This window comes from Chenggangzhangella methanolivorans (genome assembly GCF_042648545.1).
Classification (GTDB): Bacteria; Pseudomonadota; Alphaproteobacteria; order Rhizobiales; family Methylopilaceae; genus Methylopila; species Methylopila methanolivorans.
Map to the genome: position 1 here is coordinate 277,893 of NZ_JBHRXS010000004.1, position 15,205 is coordinate 293,097.

Annotated in this window: 12 protein-coding genes; 7 read left to right on the plus strand and 5 right to left on the minus strand. The window is 70.3% G+C overall.

The window, feature by feature from the left end; genetic code table 11:
• Positions 1–58 precede the first annotated feature (58 nt).
• Positions 59–1,768: a cell division protein FtsZ gene (gene ftsZ / locus ACFOWB_RS06645; protein ID WP_378146393.1), complete on the plus strand. Its 1,710-nt coding sequence runs from the start codon at positions 59–61 to the stop codon at positions 1,766–1,768.
• A gap of 117 nt (positions 1,769–1,885) precedes the next feature.
• Here ftsZ and ACFOWB_RS06650 read toward each other — a convergent pair whose 3' ends face one another.
• Together ACFOWB_RS06650 and ACFOWB_RS06655 are read right to left on the minus strand one after the other, a co-directional pair.
• Positions 1,886–2,056 (minus strand): hypothetical protein, encoded by a 171-nt coding sequence (locus tag ACFOWB_RS06650; RefSeq protein ID WP_378146395.1) that lies wholly within the window; start codon positions 2,054–2,056, stop codon positions 1,886–1,888.
• 43 nt (positions 2,057–2,099) lie between these two features.
• The gene (locus ACFOWB_RS06655) at positions 2,100–2,672 is read right to left on the minus strand and encodes an endonuclease domain-containing protein (RefSeq protein ID WP_378146398.1); all 573 of its coding nucleotides are present in this window, start codon (positions 2,670–2,672) and stop codon (positions 2,100–2,102) included.
• A 74-nt stretch (positions 2,673–2,746) separates the two neighbouring features.
• On the opposite strand from ACFOWB_RS06655, the gene ACFOWB_RS06660 reads away from it, so the two are divergent.
• The 4 genes from ACFOWB_RS06660 to ACFOWB_RS06675 all read left to right on the plus strand — a co-directional run bounded on the left by ACFOWB_RS06660 (position 2,747) and on the right by ACFOWB_RS06675 (position 9,365).
• Positions 2,747–3,628: an outer membrane protein assembly factor BamD gene (locus ACFOWB_RS06660; RefSeq protein WP_378146401.1), complete on the plus strand. Its 882-nt coding sequence runs from the start codon at positions 2,747–2,749 to the stop codon at positions 3,626–3,628.
• Between the two features lie 28 nt (positions 3,629–3,656).
• Positions 3,657–5,321, plus strand: coding sequence for a DNA repair protein RecN (gene recN, locus ACFOWB_RS06665; protein ID WP_261404061.1), 1,665 nt, complete (start codon positions 3,657–3,659; stop codon positions 5,319–5,321).
• A gap of 354 nt (positions 5,322–5,675) precedes the next feature.
• Complete coding sequence (ligA, locus tag ACFOWB_RS06670) at positions 5,676–7,799, plus strand: NAD-dependent DNA ligase LigA (protein ID WP_261404060.1); 2,124 nt, start codon at positions 5,676–5,678, stop codon at positions 7,797–7,799.
• Between the two features lie 267 nt (positions 7,800–8,066).
• The gene (locus ACFOWB_RS06675) at positions 8,067–9,365 is read left to right on the plus strand and encodes an aminotransferase class I/II-fold pyridoxal phosphate-dependent enzyme (RefSeq protein WP_261404059.1); all 1,299 of its coding nucleotides are present in this window, start codon (positions 8,067–8,069) and stop codon (positions 9,363–9,365) included.
• A 106-nt stretch (positions 9,366–9,471) separates the two neighbouring features.
• Here the strand turns inward: ACFOWB_RS06675 and miaA are convergent, their stop codons facing one another.
• Positions 9,472–10,455: a tRNA (adenosine(37)-N6)-dimethylallyltransferase MiaA gene (gene miaA, locus ACFOWB_RS06680; RefSeq protein ID WP_261404058.1), complete on the minus strand. Its 984-nt coding sequence runs from the start codon at positions 10,453–10,455 to the stop codon at positions 9,472–9,474.
• Positions 10,456–10,537: 82 nt separating this feature from the next.
• On the opposite strand from miaA, the gene serB reads away from it, so the two are divergent.
• Both serB and ACFOWB_RS06690 read left to right on the plus strand, forming a co-directional pair.
• Positions 10,538–11,434 carry a phosphoserine phosphatase SerB gene (serB, locus tag ACFOWB_RS06685; RefSeq protein ID WP_261404057.1) on the plus strand — a complete coding sequence of 299 codons (897 nt, stop codon included), beginning with the start codon at positions 10,538–10,540 and terminating at the stop codon, positions 11,432–11,434.
• 219 nt (positions 11,435–11,653) lie between these two features.
• Complete coding sequence (locus ACFOWB_RS06690; protein WP_315855137.1) at positions 11,654–12,313, plus strand: PAS domain-containing protein; 660 nt, start codon at positions 11,654–11,656, stop codon at positions 12,311–12,313.
• Between the two features lie 3 nt (positions 12,314–12,316).
• On the opposite strand, the gene ACFOWB_RS06695 is transcribed toward ACFOWB_RS06690, so the two are convergent.
• Together ACFOWB_RS06695 and ACFOWB_RS06700 are read right to left on the minus strand one after the other, a co-directional pair.
• Positions 12,317–13,789, minus strand: coding sequence for a DegQ family serine endoprotease (locus tag ACFOWB_RS06695; RefSeq protein WP_378146405.1), 1,473 nt, complete (start codon positions 13,787–13,789; stop codon positions 12,317–12,319).
• A gap of 972 nt (positions 13,790–14,761) precedes the next feature.
• A complete protein-coding gene (locus ACFOWB_RS06700; RefSeq protein ID WP_261404055.1) occupies positions 14,762–15,151 on the minus strand; it encodes a hypothetical protein in 390 nt (129 codons plus the stop codon).
• Positions 15,152–15,205 lie beyond the last annotated feature (54 nt).

Below are 15,205 nucleotides of genomic sequence, written 5' to 3' on the forward strand. Positions count from 1 at the left end.
TCCGATCGCCGAGGACTGAAACGACTCGCGGTTGGCGCGAAAATTCTAGAGGCTTGAGATGACCATCAACCTGAAGATGCCGGACATCCGGGAACTGAAGCCCCGCATCACCGTGTTCGGTTGCGGCGGCGCTGGCGGCAACGCGGTCAACAACATGATCGACGCCGGCCTCGTTGGCGTCGACTTCGTGGTCGCCAACACCGACGCGCAGGCGCTGACGCTCTCGAAGGCCGAGCGCATCATCCAGATGGGCGTGCAGGTCACCGAGGGCCTCGGCGCCGGCTCGCAGCCGGAAGTCGGCCGCGCGGCCGCCGAAGAGGTCATCGACGAGATCCGCGACCATCTCTCGGGCGCCCACATGGCGTTCATCACCGCCGGCATGGGCGGCGGCACCGGCACGGGCGCCGCGCCCGTCATCGCCCGCGCGGCCCGTGAAGCCGGCATCCTCACCGTCGGCGTCGTCACGAAGCCGTTCCACTTCGAAGGCATGCGCCGGATGAAGACGGCGGAAGCCGGCATCGAGGAGCTGCAGAAGGCGGTCGACACGCTGATCGTCATCCCGAACCAGAACCTGTTCCGGGTCGCCAACGAGCGCACCACCTTCGCCGACGCCTTCGCGATGGCCGACCAGGTGCTCTATTCGGGCGTGGCCTGCATCACCGACCTGATGGTCAAGGAAGGCCTCATCAACCTCGACTTCGCCGACGTCCGCGCGATCATGCGCGAGATGGGCAAGGCGATGATGGGCACCGGCGAAGCCTCGGGCGAGAAGCGCGCCGTGCAGGCCGCCGAAGCCGCCATCGCCAACCCGCTGCTCGACGACGTCTCGATGAAGGGCGCCCGCGGCCTGCTGATCTCGATCACCGGCGGCAACGACCTCACCCTCTACGAAGTCGACGAAGCCGCGACCCGCATCCGCGAGGAGGTCGACTCCGAGGCCAACATCATCCTCGGCGCCACCTTCGACGAGAGCCTGGAAGGCATCATCCGCGTGTCGGTCGTCGCCACCGGCATCGACCACATCCTCGAGGCCGGCATGCCGACCCCGGCCGAGCAGCGCATCGCCGAGCTCGCGAGCCGCGTGAAGCCGGCGGCTCCCGCGCCCGCGCCGATGGCCCACCGCTCGCCCGAGCCGCAGCCGCTCCCGACCTTCCGCCCGGCGGCGCCCGTCGCCCAGGCGCAGGTCGAGCAGGCGGCCGAGGTCGAGAACCACTACGACGCACAGGTCGTGGCGGCGATCGAGGACGTCACCATCCGTCCGGCCGCGCCGCGCGCGCAGGTCGCCGAGCCGGAGCACCACGCCGAGGAGCAGTACGTTGAGGAGAGCGCCCATGAGGCGCCCTTCATCCCGCCGCACGCCGAGCGCGCCCCGGCGCGCGGTCCGCGCATGCCGCGGATCGAGGACCTGCCGATGCCGGCCCAGGCGCAGATCCGCGCGAACCATCACGCGGAAGTCGCCGGCCAGCCGGACAAGAAGCGCATGACGCTGCTCCAGCGCCTCGCCAACGGCCTCGGCCGCGGCCAGGAGGACGAGGGCCATCACCACGCCCCGCAGCAGGCCTATCAGCCCGCTCCGCAGCCGGCTCCGCGCATGCAGGCTCCGGCCCCGCAGAGCGACTACGCCCGCCGCCCGGCGCAGCCCCCGATGGGCCGCCCGGCCCAGGGCAACCTTGACGCCCACGGCCGCGCCCCGGCTCCGCAGCATCCCCGCGGCCTCGAGGACGACCAGCTCGAGATCCCGGCCTTCCTTCGCCGTCAGGCGAACTGAGGCGCTGGACTTAAGGTGAACGACCAAGCGGCCCGGGCGGAGACGTCCGGGCCGTTTTCGTTTGGGGAAGCGCTTGACGATTATGCGCTGCCTCTCGCGCTCGGATCCTCCCCTGCGTCAGCGGGGGAGGGGGACCACCCGCAGGGTGGTGGAGGGGGCGAGCGCGACGCGCGGCATGGTCGCGGCGCCGGAAACGACGAGCTTGAGATTTCCGGCCCCTTCTTCGCCGCCGAGACGATCTCGGGGCTGCTTCCCGTTGAAAAGGGTAGCGCCGGCCTCCTCCACCATGGGCTTCGCCCACGGTCCCCCTCCTCCGCGTCGCAGAGGAGGATCAAGAGGCGCCGTCGCCTCCGCGCGCTTCCTCCCTTGCGTCAGCGGTCGAGGGGGTGAGCGCGACGTCCGCGATCATGAGCAGGACGCCTTCGAGGCCCTCGTCGTTCAGGACGTCCCGCGCCGCGAAGCGCAGCGTGCGAATCCCGCGCTCGGCGAGCAAAGCGTCACGACGCTCGTCGCGGACAAGTCGCTCTGCGAAATCGTGGACCGCTCCATCGACCTCGATGGCGAGTCGCGCGGAGGGGCAATAGAAGTCGAGGACGAACGGACCGATGGGATGCTGACGTCGGAAGCGTAGACCCTGAAGCTGGTCGCGTCGAAGCGCTCGCCAAAGCACGGCTTCCGGCAAGCTCAACTTCTTGCGCAGATTTCGCGCGATCCCGAACGTCCGTTTTGGGGCGCGCATTGTCGGTCCGTCGCGGCGGTCTCCTCCACCATGCTGCGCATGGTCCCCCTCCTCCGCAAGCGGAGCAGGATCATGGCCGCCGAGCCCTCCATCCCCTGTCTCAAAAAAGCCGCGCGTGCGTCGGAGATGAGTTTCGGCTATAGACATCCCGCCCGTCGCCAGCATGGTGCGTCGGGTTCCGCGTCAAGGCGCGGGCCGGTCCCGGGGGCCGAATCCGTCTGTTTGTGAAAGAGGCTTCGATGGCCGTGCGTCCGTCTACTGCTTCGTCCGCGCGGGGGCGCCGGATGATCCGCAACGCTCTTCTCGTCGCGCTCGCGCTGCCGATCGCCGGCTGCTCGATGTTCGAGGACAAGAAGGAAGAGCTCGCGCCGGACGAACCAGCCGACAAGCTCTACAACGAAGGCCTCAGCGGCCTGAACACCGGCGACTATGACGCCGCCAAGAAGAAATTCGCCGAGGTCGACCGCCAGCATCCGTACACGGACTGGGGCCGCAAGTCGGTGCTGATGACCACTTACGTCGCCTATCGCGACGGCAAGTATCAAGAGGCCATCACCAACGGCAATCGCTACGTCCAGCTGCATCCGACGAGCCCGGACGCGGCCTACGCCCAGTATCTCGTCGGCATGAGCTACTACAACCAGGTGCCGGACGTGAGCCGCGACCAGGAGCGCACGACGCGCGCGATCGCCGCTTTCGACGAGCTCGTGCGCCGCTGGCCGCAGAGCGAATACGCCGAGCCCGCCAAGCGCCGCGCCTCCGTCGCCCGCGACCAGCTCGCCGGCAAGGAGATGCAGGTCGGCCGCTTCTATCTCGCGCGCAAGGACTACACCGGCGCGATCAACCGCTTCCGCGTCGTCGTCAGCCAGTACCAGCAGACCCGTCACATCGAGGAGGCGCTTCACCGTCTGGTCGAGGCGTATCTCTCGCTCGGCATCGTCGGCGAGGCGCAGACCGCGGCCGCGATCCTCGGCCACAACTATCCGGACGGCGACTGGTACAAGCAGAGCTACGCGCTGCTGAACGGCTCCGGCCTGCAGCCCCAGCAGAACAACGACAGCTGGATCAGCCGCGCGTTCGGCGGCGGCAACAAGACCGCGGCCGCGAACCCGCCGGCCTGACCCCAAAACCCCTCCCGCGGGATCGTCCGTGCTCGCAAGGCTCTCGATCCGCGACATCGTGCTGATCGACCGGCTGGAACTCGATTTCGAGGGCGGCCTGTCGGTGCTCACGGGCGAGACCGGCGCAGGCAAGTCGATCGTGCTGGACGCGGTCTCGCTCGCGCTCGGCGGGCGCGGCGACGGCGGGCTCGTCCGCGAGGGCGAAGCCCAAGGCCAGGTGACCGCGGCCTTCGATCTCGCCCCCGGCCACCCGGCGCGCGCGCTGCTCAAGGCGCAGGACATCGACGACGACGGCGACGTGATTCTGCGCCGCGTGCAGGCCCGCGACGGGCGCACCCGCGCCTTCGCCAACGACCAGCCGGTGAGCGTCCAGACGCTGAAGAGCCTCGGCGCGCTGCTGGTCGAGATCCACGGCCAGCACGACGATCGCGCGCTCGTCGACCCGGCCGCCCACCGCGCTTTGCTCGACGCTTATGGCGGGCTCGGCCAGGAGGCCGAGGCGGTCCGCAGCGCCTGGACCGCGCGGCGCGCCGCCGAGAAAGCGCTTGGCCAGCATGCCGAACGGGTCGAGGCGGCGCGGCGCGAGGCCGACTACCTGAAGCATGCGAGCGAAGAGCTTTCCGCGCTTGCGCCCGAATATGGCGAGGAGGAGCAGCTCGCCGACCGTCGCGCCGCGATGATGCGCTCCGAGAAGGCGGCGGAGGACCTCAACGAGGCCTATGAGGCCGTGACCGGCGGCGCAGGGCCCGCTTCCGCGATCGCCAACGCGATCCGGCGGCTGGAGCGGCGCGCGGCGGCGTCGCCGGAACTCGTCGAGCCCGCCATCAAGGCGCTCGACGCGGCCCTCGTCGCGCTCGACGAGGGCGAGCAGCATATCAAGGCCGCGCTCGAGGCCACCGCCTTCGACCCCCGGGAATTGGAGCGGCTGGAGGAGCGACTGTTCGCGCTTCGGGCCGCGAGCCGGAAGTACGGCGTGCCGGCCGACCAGCTTGCGGCGCTCGCCAAGAAATACAAGCACGATCTCGCCGAGATCGACGCCGGCGAGGCGCGGCTGGCGGCGCTCGGCGCGGAGGCTGAGGCGGCGCGCCACGCCTACGCCGCCGCCGCCGAACGCCTGAGCGCCGCACGGCGCAAGGTCGCGGCCACCCTCGACGCGGCGGTGATGGCGGAGCTGCCAGACCTCAAGCTCGAACGCGCCCGTTTCACTACCGAGGTCGAGCCCGACACGGCCGGTCCCGAGGGCGTGGATCGCGTGGAGTTCTGGGTCCAGACCAATCCCGGCACGCGCGCCGGGCCCCTGGCCAAGATCGCCTCGGGCGGCGAGCTTTCGCGCTTCATGCTGGCGCTGAAGGTCGCGCTCGCCGACCGCGGCTCGGCCCCGACGCTGGTCTTCGACGAGATCGACACCGGCGTCGGCGGCGCGGTGGCGGACGCGATCGGGGCCCGCCTCGCCAGACTGGCGCGCACCGTGCAGGTGCTGTCGGTGACCCACGCCCCGCAGGTCGCGGCGCGGGCGGGTTCGCACTTCCTCATCTCGAAGGCGCAGGCGCCCGGCGAAACGCGGGTCGTGACGCGGGTCGCGGGGCTGGAGCGTCCCGAGCGCAAGGAGGAGATCGCCCGCATGCTGGCCGGCGCCTCGGTGACCGAAGAGGCGAGGGCTGCGGCGGCCCGGCTGCTGGAAGGGGCGGCGTGACCGGGGCGGAGACGGACTGCGTGCTTCGAGACGCCTTCGCTGGCGCGAAGGCTCCTCAGCATGAGGATCGTTTTCGCTTTTTCAACGGTCCTCATGCCGAGGAGACCGCAGGGCGGCGTCTCGGCGACCGAGGAGGCCAGGGCGGCGCCCACCCGGCTGCTGGAAGGGCGGCGTGACCGGGGCGGAGACGGACTGCGTGCTTCGGACGCCTTCGCTAGCGCGAAGGCTCCTCGGCATGAGGTCCGTTTGAGCTTGCCACCCTCGACCTCCTCATGCTGAGGAGCCGTTCGTGAGGACGGCGTCTCGAAGCACGCAGTCGGTCTCCGCCACGCTGGAACCCAAGGGCGATCTGAGATGGCCACGACAGACAAGGACGGCGGCGAACTCCCGCCCTCGCTGCCCGACGCGGCCGCCGAACACGCCAAGCTCGCCGACGAGATCCGCGCGCATGACCGGCGCTACTATCAGGACGACGCGCCGATCGTCTCGGACGCCGACTACGACGCGCTTCGCCAGAAGCTGAACGCGCTCGAGGCCGCGTTTCCCGACCTCGTCACGGCCGACAGCCCGAGCCAGACCGTCGGCGCGGCGCCCTCGGAGGCGTTCGCCAAGGTTCGGCATGCCGTGCCGATGCTCTCGCTCGGCAACGCCTTCAAGGACGAGGACGTGGCGGAGTTCGCCGCCCGCATCCGCCGCTTCCTGCAGATGCCGCCCGAGGAGGCGCTCGCGATCTCGGCCGAGCCCAAGATCGACGGACTCTCGGCCTCCCTGCGCTACGAGGACGGCGTCTTCGTCCGCGGAGCGACCCGCGGCGACGGCGCCGTGGGCGAGGACGTGACGCAGAACCTGCGCACCATCGCGGACGTGCCCGAACGCCTGAAGGGCAAGGACGTCCCCGCGGTGATCGAGGTGCGCGGCGAGGTCTACATGTCGCACGCCGACTTCCGTGCGCTGAACGAACGGCAGGTCGAGGCCGGCAAGCCGGTCTTCGCCAATCCGCGCAACGCGGCGGCCGGGAGCCTCCGGCAGATCGATCCGAAGAACACCGCCGCGCGGCCGCTGCGCTTCTTCGCCTATGCCTGGGGCGAGGCGAGCGAGGTTCCGGCCGAGACCCAGTCGGGCATGGTGAAAAACCTCGGCCGCTGGGGCTTCGCCGTCAATGACGAGATGACGGTCTGCGCGACGACCGACGAGCTTCTGGCGCATTACCGCGCGATCGAGGAGAAGCGCGCCACGCTCGGCTACGACATCGACGGCGTGGTCTACAAGGTGGACCGGCTCGACCTTCAGCGGCGGCTCGGCTTCGTGTCGCGCTCGCCCCGCTGGGCCATCGCCCACAAGTTCCCGGCCGAGCAGGCGACCACCGTGCTCGAGGCGATCGACATCCAGGTGGGCCGCACCGGTTCGCTGACGCCGGTCGCCAAGCTCAAGCCCGTTACGGTCGGCGGCGTCGTGGTGTCGAACGCCACGCTTCACAACGAGGACGAGATCGCCCGCAAGGACGTCCGCGTCGGCGACACGGTCGTGGTGCAGCGCGCCGGCGACGTCATCCCGCAGGTGGTGCGGGTGACCGACGCTGACCGGAAGGGCAGGGGCCCGGCGTTTGAGTTCCCCCATGTCTGTCCCGTCTGCGGCAGCCACGCGGCGCGCGATGAGGGGGAGGTGGTCTGGCGCTGCACCGGCGGCCTCACCTGCCGCGCGCAGGCGGTGGAGCGGCTCCGCCATTTCGTCTCGCGCGGCGCGATGGACATTGAGGGGCTCGGCGAGAAGCAGATCGAGGCCTTCTACGAGTGGGGCGAGATCCGCGAGCCGGCGGACATCTTCACCCTGGAGAAGCGCGAGAAGACCGAAGGTCGGCTCACCGCGCTGAAGAACCGCGAAGGCTGGGGCGAGACCTCGGCCAGGAACCTCTATGCGGCGATCGAGGCGGCGAAGTCGCAGACCGTCGACCGGCTGCTGTACGGGCTCGGAATCCGCCATGTCGGCGAGACCAACGCCAAGCGCCTGATGCGCCATTTCGCGACCATCGACGCCTTGCGCGAGGCGGCGAAGGCCGCGACGTCGCCGAGCGGCGAACGGGGCGACAAGGGCGACGAGGCCTGGCGCGAGATCGTCGACATCGACGGCATCGGCGCCGTGGTGGCCAAGGCCGTGGTGGAGTTCTTCCGCGAACCCAAGAACGACCCGCCGCTCGACGCGCTGCTCGCCGAGGCGACGCCCTCGGCCATGGAGGCGAGGGCGGAAAGCTCTCCGGTCTCTGGGCTCACCGTGGTGTTCACCGGCGCGCTCGAGAAGATGACGCGCGACGAAGCCAAGGCGATGGCCGAGCGGCTGGGCGCGAAGGTCTCGGGCTCGGTGTCGAAGAAGACCGACCTCGTGGTGGCGGGCCCGGGCGCAGGCTCCAAGCTCGAGAAGGCCAAGGAGCTCGGGATCGAGACGCTGACCGAGGACGAGTGGCTGGCGCGGGTCGGCGAGTAAGGCGCGACGTAGGCCGCCCCTTCTCCCGCTTGCGGGAGAAGGTAAGGATGAGGGGAAGTGGCGAAGGTCTTTCCGGCATGGACCCGTCCGTCGGGCGAGCTTTCTTTTCGAGGCGTCGGCGCCGACGGCCCTCACCCTTACCCTCTCCCGCAAGCGGGAGAGGGGGCGGAAGCGTCGCGCCAGTCCTGCCTCTCTTCCTCTGGCATGCCGCGCGCATGAGGCGTAGAACGCGCCCGTTCGACCGCCTCCCGCCTGAGGATCCTTCCCGTGACCGCCGCTCTCGCCGATCTCTCCGCCGCCGACCTCGAAGCCTTTCTCGCCAAGACCCGCGCCGATCTCGACGCGTTCAAGGCGCGCGGCCTGAAACTCGACATGACCCGCGGCAAGCCCTCGCCCGAGCAGCTCGTCTTCGCCGAGGGCATGCTGGCGCTGCCCGGCAACCGCGACCACACCTCCGAGGCCAATGAAGACGCCCGCAACTACGGCAACCTTCAGGGGCTGGCGGAGACCAGAAAGCTCTTCGCCGGCACCATGGGCGCGCCGGCCGAGCGGGTCGTGGTGGGCGGCAACGCCAGCCTCGCCATGATGCACGACGTCATCGTCTGGGCGCTGCTGAAGGGCGTGCCGGGCTCCGCGCGGCCGTGGAGCAAGGAAGAGGAGATCGTCTTCCTCTGCCCGGCGCCCGGCTACGACCGCCATTTCGCGATCTGCGAGGAATTCGGGATCAGGATGATCCCGGTGCGGCTCACGGGCGAAGGCCCGGACATGGACCAGGTCGAGGAGCTCGTGCGCGACCCGGCCGTGAAGGGCATGTGGTGCGTGCCGAAATATTCGAACCCGACGGCCGAGACCTATTCGGACGAGACCGTGCGGCGCCTCGCGAAGATGGAGACGGCTGCGCCGGACTTCCGCCTGTTTTGGGACAACGCCTATGCGGTCCATCACCTGACGGACGCCAAGGCCGAGATCCTCAACATTCTCGACGAATGCGCCGCGGCCGGCCATCCGGACCGGGCCTTCGTGTTCGCCTCGACCTCCAAGATGACGGTGGCGGGCGCAGGCCTCGCCTTCTTCGCCTCGTCGGAGGCCAACGTGAAGTGGCAGCAGGCCCGCGCCGGCAAACAGACCATCGGCCCGGACAAGCTGAACCAGCTGCGTCACGTGCGCTTCCTGAAGGACGAGGCGGGCCTCGCCGCCCATATGGACAAGCACCGCGGCTCGCTCGCTCCGAAGTTCAAGGCGGTGACGGACGCGCTTCAGGCGCGGCTCGGCGGCCTCGGCGCTGCGACCTGGATCACGCCTGCGGGCGGCTACTTCGTCTCGGTCGACCTCGCGCCGGGCGCGGCCTCGCGGACCGTCGCGCTCGCCAAGGAGGCGGGGCTCGCGCTGACGCCGGCCGGCGCGACGTACCCGTATGGCAAGGATCCGCAGGACTCGAACCTGCGGCTGGCGCCGTCCTTCCCGACGCTCGCCGACGTGAAGGTCGCCTCGGAGATCATCGCCGTCTGCATGGCGCTCGCCTGCGCCGAGGCGGAAGAGGCCCGGCGCAAGAAAGCGGCGGCGTAGGGTTCTTTTCCCGGACTTGATCCGGGACCCAGAACCGAGGCCGCTTCCGGAAGTTGCAGAACGCGCGCCGCTTCTCCTCTGAACCGTGCCGGTTCTGGGTCCCGGATCAAGTCCGGGACAAGGGCGGCGGCGCGGTTCCCCGCCGCCCGATTTCTCGAATCGCCAGCTCCAGCGCCTCGTCCGGCGCGGCCTGGAGCCAGCCCGGCATCCGGTTCCGGAACCAGGTCGACTGGCGCTTGGCGTAGCGGCCGGTGTCGAGGCGGGTGCGCTCCAGCGCCTCGTCGAGGCTGATCTCGCCGCGGGCATGAGCGGCGAGCGGGCGAACGCCGAGCGCCTTCATCGCCGGCAGCGCTGGGTCGAGACTGCGGGCGTCGAGCTTCGCCGCCTCCTCGACCGCGCCGTCGCGCGCCATGCCGTCGAGCCGCGCGGCGATGCGCTCCCTCAAAATCGCGCGGTCGGGCGCGAGCGCGATGCGCAGCGTCTCGGCGGGGTCGAGCGGCCCGCGCGTCGCTTCCTCCTGCCAGCGCGCGAGCGAGCGGCCGGTCGCCTCCAGCACCTCCAGAGCGCGGATGAGGCGCTGCGGGTCGGTGGGCCTCAGCCGCGCCGCCATTTCGGGGTCCCGGCGGGCGAGTTCGGCGTGGAGCTCGGCCGCCGGACCGAAGGACCGCCAGCGCACGCGCACCTCGTCGGGAATGGCGGGGACGGCCGCGAGCCCCGCGGTCAGCGCTTCGAGATAAAGCCCAGTGCCGCCAACGAAAATCGGGACGCGGCCGGGTTCGACGGCCTGTTGAGAACCCGGCTCAAAACCAGCGCTTAACCTGTTGATAACCCTGTGGACGTCGTCGAGATAGCGGCCGACCGCATAGGCCTCGGCTGCGTCCACATGGCCGTAGAGCGCATGGGGCGCGCGGGCCTCGTCGGCTTCGCTGGGGCGGGCGGAGAGCACCCGCAGGTCCGCATAGACCTGGCTCGCGTCGGCGTTCGCCACCACGCCGCCGCAGCGCTCCGCCAAAGCGAGCGCGAGCGCCGACTTGCCCGAGGCGGTCGGGCCGGCGATCAGGACGGCGCGGATCGGCGGCTCAGCGGCCATGCATCTCAGCTCATCGCCCAAGGTTGCGGCGGGCGTCGCGGTCCTTATAGACGAGGCCCCGGAACCCGGAGCCGTTCTTTCGATGAGCCAGTCCTTCGCCGCCGTGCTGATTTCGAACCCCGCGCGGCCGGCGGTGGACGAACGCGCGCTCGCTTGCGTCTCCGCCGCCCTTTCGGGCGCGAAGGCGCGCGTGCTCGCCGACGGCGTCGCGGCGGAGTTCGAGGTCTCGCGCTGCGATCCCGGGGACGTCCGCGCGAGGCTCGTCGAGGCGCTCGGCGGCGCGCCGATCGACGTCGCGGTCGTCCCCGTCGAAGTGCGGCGCAAGCGGCTGCTCATCGCCGACATGGACTCCACCATGATCGAGCAGGAATGCCTCGACGAGCTTGCAGGCGTGCTCGGGCTGAAGGCGCAGGTCTCGGCTATCACCGAGCGGGCGATGAACGGCGAGATCGCCTTCGAACCGGCGCTGCGCGAGCGTGTGGCGCTGCTCGAAGGCCTGCCGGCGGCCGAGACCGTGTCGCGCGTGCTCGCCAACCGCATCACGCTGATGCCCGGCGCCAAGACGCTGCTGGCGACCATGCGCGCCGACGGGGCCTATGCGGCGCTGGTCTCGGGCGGCTTCACGGCTTTCACGGGCGCGATCGCGGCGACGCTCGGCTTCCACGAGCATCGCTCCAACACGCTTCTTGAAGAGGCCGGCAAGCTCACGGGCAAGGTCGCCGAGCCGATCCTCGGCAAGGAGGCCAAGCTCGCGGCGCTCAACGACCTGATGGCGAGCCGCGGGCTGAAGACGGCGGAGACGCTTGCGGTCGGCGACGGCGCGAACGATCTCGCGATGCTCGGCGCTGCGGGCCTTGGCGTCGCCTATCGGGCCAAGCCCGCGGTGGCGCAGGCCGCCCATGTCCGCATCGACCATGGCGACCTGACCGCGCTCCTGTTTCTGCAGGGATACCGGTCCGACGAGTTCGTCGGCGGCTGACCACGCGCGCTCATGACGAGGGCAGGCGACGCGACTTTGATCGGATCGCGTTGCTTGAATATTTGCCAGGGCGCCCAAGCATCGATCGTCCCGAAATTCTTGTCGGACGCGTTGCGTTATTTTTACGAGAAAGTAATTCGTCGTTAAGCCTGCGCCGTGATCACTGTCCCGGTCGGATCCGTACGGCTGATCCGGTTCATGCAGCGCCAGGGGGGCGTGATGGCGAGCGCAGACGCAGCGACGATCGATCTCGCCGACTACACGCTCAGCATCGGCGGCCGCATCGACGGCTTTCTCTATCGGGGCCTGAACCGCGACGACTACGCCATGGTGTGGGTCTCGTCCGGTTTCGAGGAGCTCACAGGGCTCGACGCCGAGGCCTTCGTGCGCAAGCGCAGCTCCTTCAGCGCTCTGATCCATCCCGAGGACCTCGATCTCGTCAACGACGCGGTCGCCAAGGCGCTCGAGACCGGCGGGCGCTGGCAGGTCGCCTACCGTCTGAAAGCGCCGGACGGCGGCTGGCGCTACGTCCACGAGACCGGCGGCGGCTGCGATCCCGATCCGGAGACCGGCGTCGCGCGCTATCTCGACGGCATCATCCTCGAGTCCGGCCGGCTGACGGGGCTCGCCAAGAAGCTCGAGCAGGGCCGCGACTCGGTCCGGCAGATCAACGAGTCGATCGGCGAGATCTTCAAGACGCTGAAGACGCTGCGCCTGCTCGCGCTCAACGCGCGCATCGAAGCCGCGCGCGCGGCCGAGCACGGCCTTGGCTTCAACGTGGTGGCGCAGGAGATGAACGGCCTCGCCTCGGCGGGCGAGACCGTGATGAAGCTCGTCGAGGACGAGCTCCGCCGCCTCAACGAGGCCGTGAGACTGTAAGGCCTATTCGATCGACAGCGCGACGAACCGCACGTCGCCCTGCTTGCCGGAGAGCAGCAGCAGCGCGGTCTTTTTGCCTTCCTTCTTGAGCGCGTCGAGGCGCTTGGTCACGTCGGCCGGCTTCTCCACCGTCTCCTGCGCGACCTCGACCAGCAGGTCGCCTTCCTGGATCTGGTTCTCCTGCGCCTTCGAGCCGGGATCGACCTTGGTGATGACGAGGCCCTTGGCGTCGGGCTTGAGGCTGAACTTCAGCCGCAGCTCGTCGGTGATCGCCGTGAAGGACAGGCCGAGCGCCGCGCCCGTCTTCGGCTCCTCGGCGGGCGAGGGCGCCTTGAGCGCGGCCTGCTTCGGATCGGTTTCCTCGAGGCGGCCGACCTTCAGCTTCAGCGTCACTTCCTTGTCCTTGCGCCACACCGTGACCTCGACCTCGCGGTCGATCACGGTGTCGGCGACGATCCGCGGCAGGTCGCGCATCGCGCGCACCGGCTTGCCGTCGAACTTCAGCACCACGTCGCCGGACTGCATGCCCGCCTTCGCCGCCGGCCCGTCGTCGTTGACGCCGGCGATCAGCGCGCCCTTGTCCGGACCCTTGATGCCGAGGCTCTCGGCGATGTCGTCGGTGACCTCCTGGATGCGCACGCCGATCCAGCCGCGACGCGTCTCGCCGAACTGGAGGATCTGGTCGACGACGTTCTTGGCGATCGTGGACGGCACCGAGAAGCCGATGCCGATCGACCCGCCCGACGGCGAGATGATCGCGGTGTTGATGCCGACGACGTCGCCGTCGGTGTTGAACAGCGGTCCGCCCGAATTGCCGCGGTTGATGGCGGCGTCGGTCTGGATGAAGTTGTCGTAGGGGCCGGAATTGATGTTGCGGTTGCGCGCCGAGACGATGCCGGCCGAGACCGACCCGCCGAGGCCGAACGGGTTGCCGATGGCGAGCACCCAGTCGCCGACCCGCAGCTTCTCGGCGTCGCCGAACTTGACTGCCTTGAGCGGCTTCGGCGGCTTCACCCGCAGCACCGCCATGTCGGTCTTCTGGTCCTTGCCGACGAGTTCGGCGGTGAGCTTCGAGCCGTCGTTGAAGTTGACCGTGATCTCGTCCGCGCCGTCGATCACGTGGTTGTTGGTCACCACGATGCCGTTGGGGTCGATCACGAAGCCGGAGCCGAGCGACGTCTGCTTGCGCGAGGGCCGCTTCGGGCCGTTGTCGCCGCGCTTGTTGAAGAACTCGTCGAAGAAGTCCTCGAAGGGCGAGCCTTCCGGCACCTGCGGGCTCGGCACCGCCTTTTCGGCGGCCGCCGGCGCGTTCTGCGAGGTCGAGATGTTGACCACGCTGTCGATGATGCCCTCGGCGAGATCGGCGAAGCTCTCCGGCGCCGGGCGGGCGACGGCCGGCTGAAGCGGCGCGAACGCGAGGCCCGCGGCGAGAGCGAGCGCCGTCGCGCGGAAGAGGGGGCGGTCGGCGTGGCTCATGACGTCTCCTGGCGGGGCGAGTGCGCGCGCGACTCTATAGAGGCTCATGAGGCGGAAAAAGGGTGGGCGTCCCGATGGTCTGTCGACGCCGTCGACCGGGACGGCCGCCGGGGCCGGTCAGGGACCGCCTTCGAGGCAAGACGTGAGAACGCGGGAGACGGTTTTGCCCGGTCTCGCCGCCCGAGAGCGCCCGACCCGCCAGCCGTCATCCCGGGCCTGACCCGGGATCCAGAGCCGACGCCGGCGCTTGGCTCTCGGTCCGCCTCGGTTCTTGATCCCGGCTCTTCGGCCGGGATGACGGGCGGAGGTTCGCGCGCCGGGGGCGACGGGGGCTGTTCCTGCGCCGGGGATGGCCGGGGCCACCCTCGCGCCGGAGTGGCTGAGCGCCCGACCCGCCAGCCGTCATCCCGGGCCTGACCCGGGATCCAGAACCGACGCCGGCGCCGCCTGGCTCCCGGTCCGCTTCGGTTCTGGATCCCGGCTCTTCGGCCGGGATGATGGGCGGAGGTTCGCGCGCGGGGGGCGACCGGGGCGGCTGTTCCTGCGTCGGGGATGGCCGGGGCGACCCTCGCGCCGGAGTGATAGGGCGCCCGACCCGCCAGCCGTCATCCCGGGCCTGACCCGGGATCCAGAGCCGACGCCGGCGCCTGGCTCCCGGTCCGCCTCGGTTCTGGATCCCGGCTCTTCGGCCGGGATGACGGGCGGAGGTTCTCGCGCGGGGGGCGACCGGGGCTGTTCCTGCGCCGGGGATGGCCGGGGCGACCCATGCGCCCCAGTGGCTGAGCGCCCGACCCGCCAGCCGTCATCCCGGGCCTGACCCGGGATCCAGAACCGACGCCGGCGCCTGGCTCTCGGTCCGCCTCGGCTCTGGATCCCGGCTCTTCGGCCGGGATGACGGGCGGAGGTTCGCGCGCCGGGGCGACCGGGCGGCTGTTCCTGCGCCGGGGCCGTCCGTCGGCGCTCCGGCCGAACTCACCGCGCCTGCGGCGTGCAGACCACCTGTTCGCCGAGCACGTAGCAGGCGCTCATACGGCCGGTTCGGCGCTCGACGCGATAGACGCCGCCCTCCTGCGTGTGGCTGGAGGCGGCGAGGCCGTAGGATCCCGGCTCCTGGGGCCCGGCGCCTTCGCCAGGCGCGAGGCAGAGCGTGACGCCGACCGAGCCGTCCTTCACGGCGTATTGGCAGACGCCGATCTCGCCGGTCGTCTTCTCGACGCGGAACATGCGGTTGAGGTCGGTCTGGGGCGCGGCGAGGAACTCGTAGTCCTGCGGCGGGGGCGGGGCGGGCTCCTGCGCGACGGCGACGGAGGCGGAAAGCAGTGCGGCGGCGATCCCCGACGTCAGTCCCCGGAACGTTCCCATGGCGGCCTCCCGGATCGCAATTCGCGCCGCGCGTCGAATCGCGGCGGTTGACGG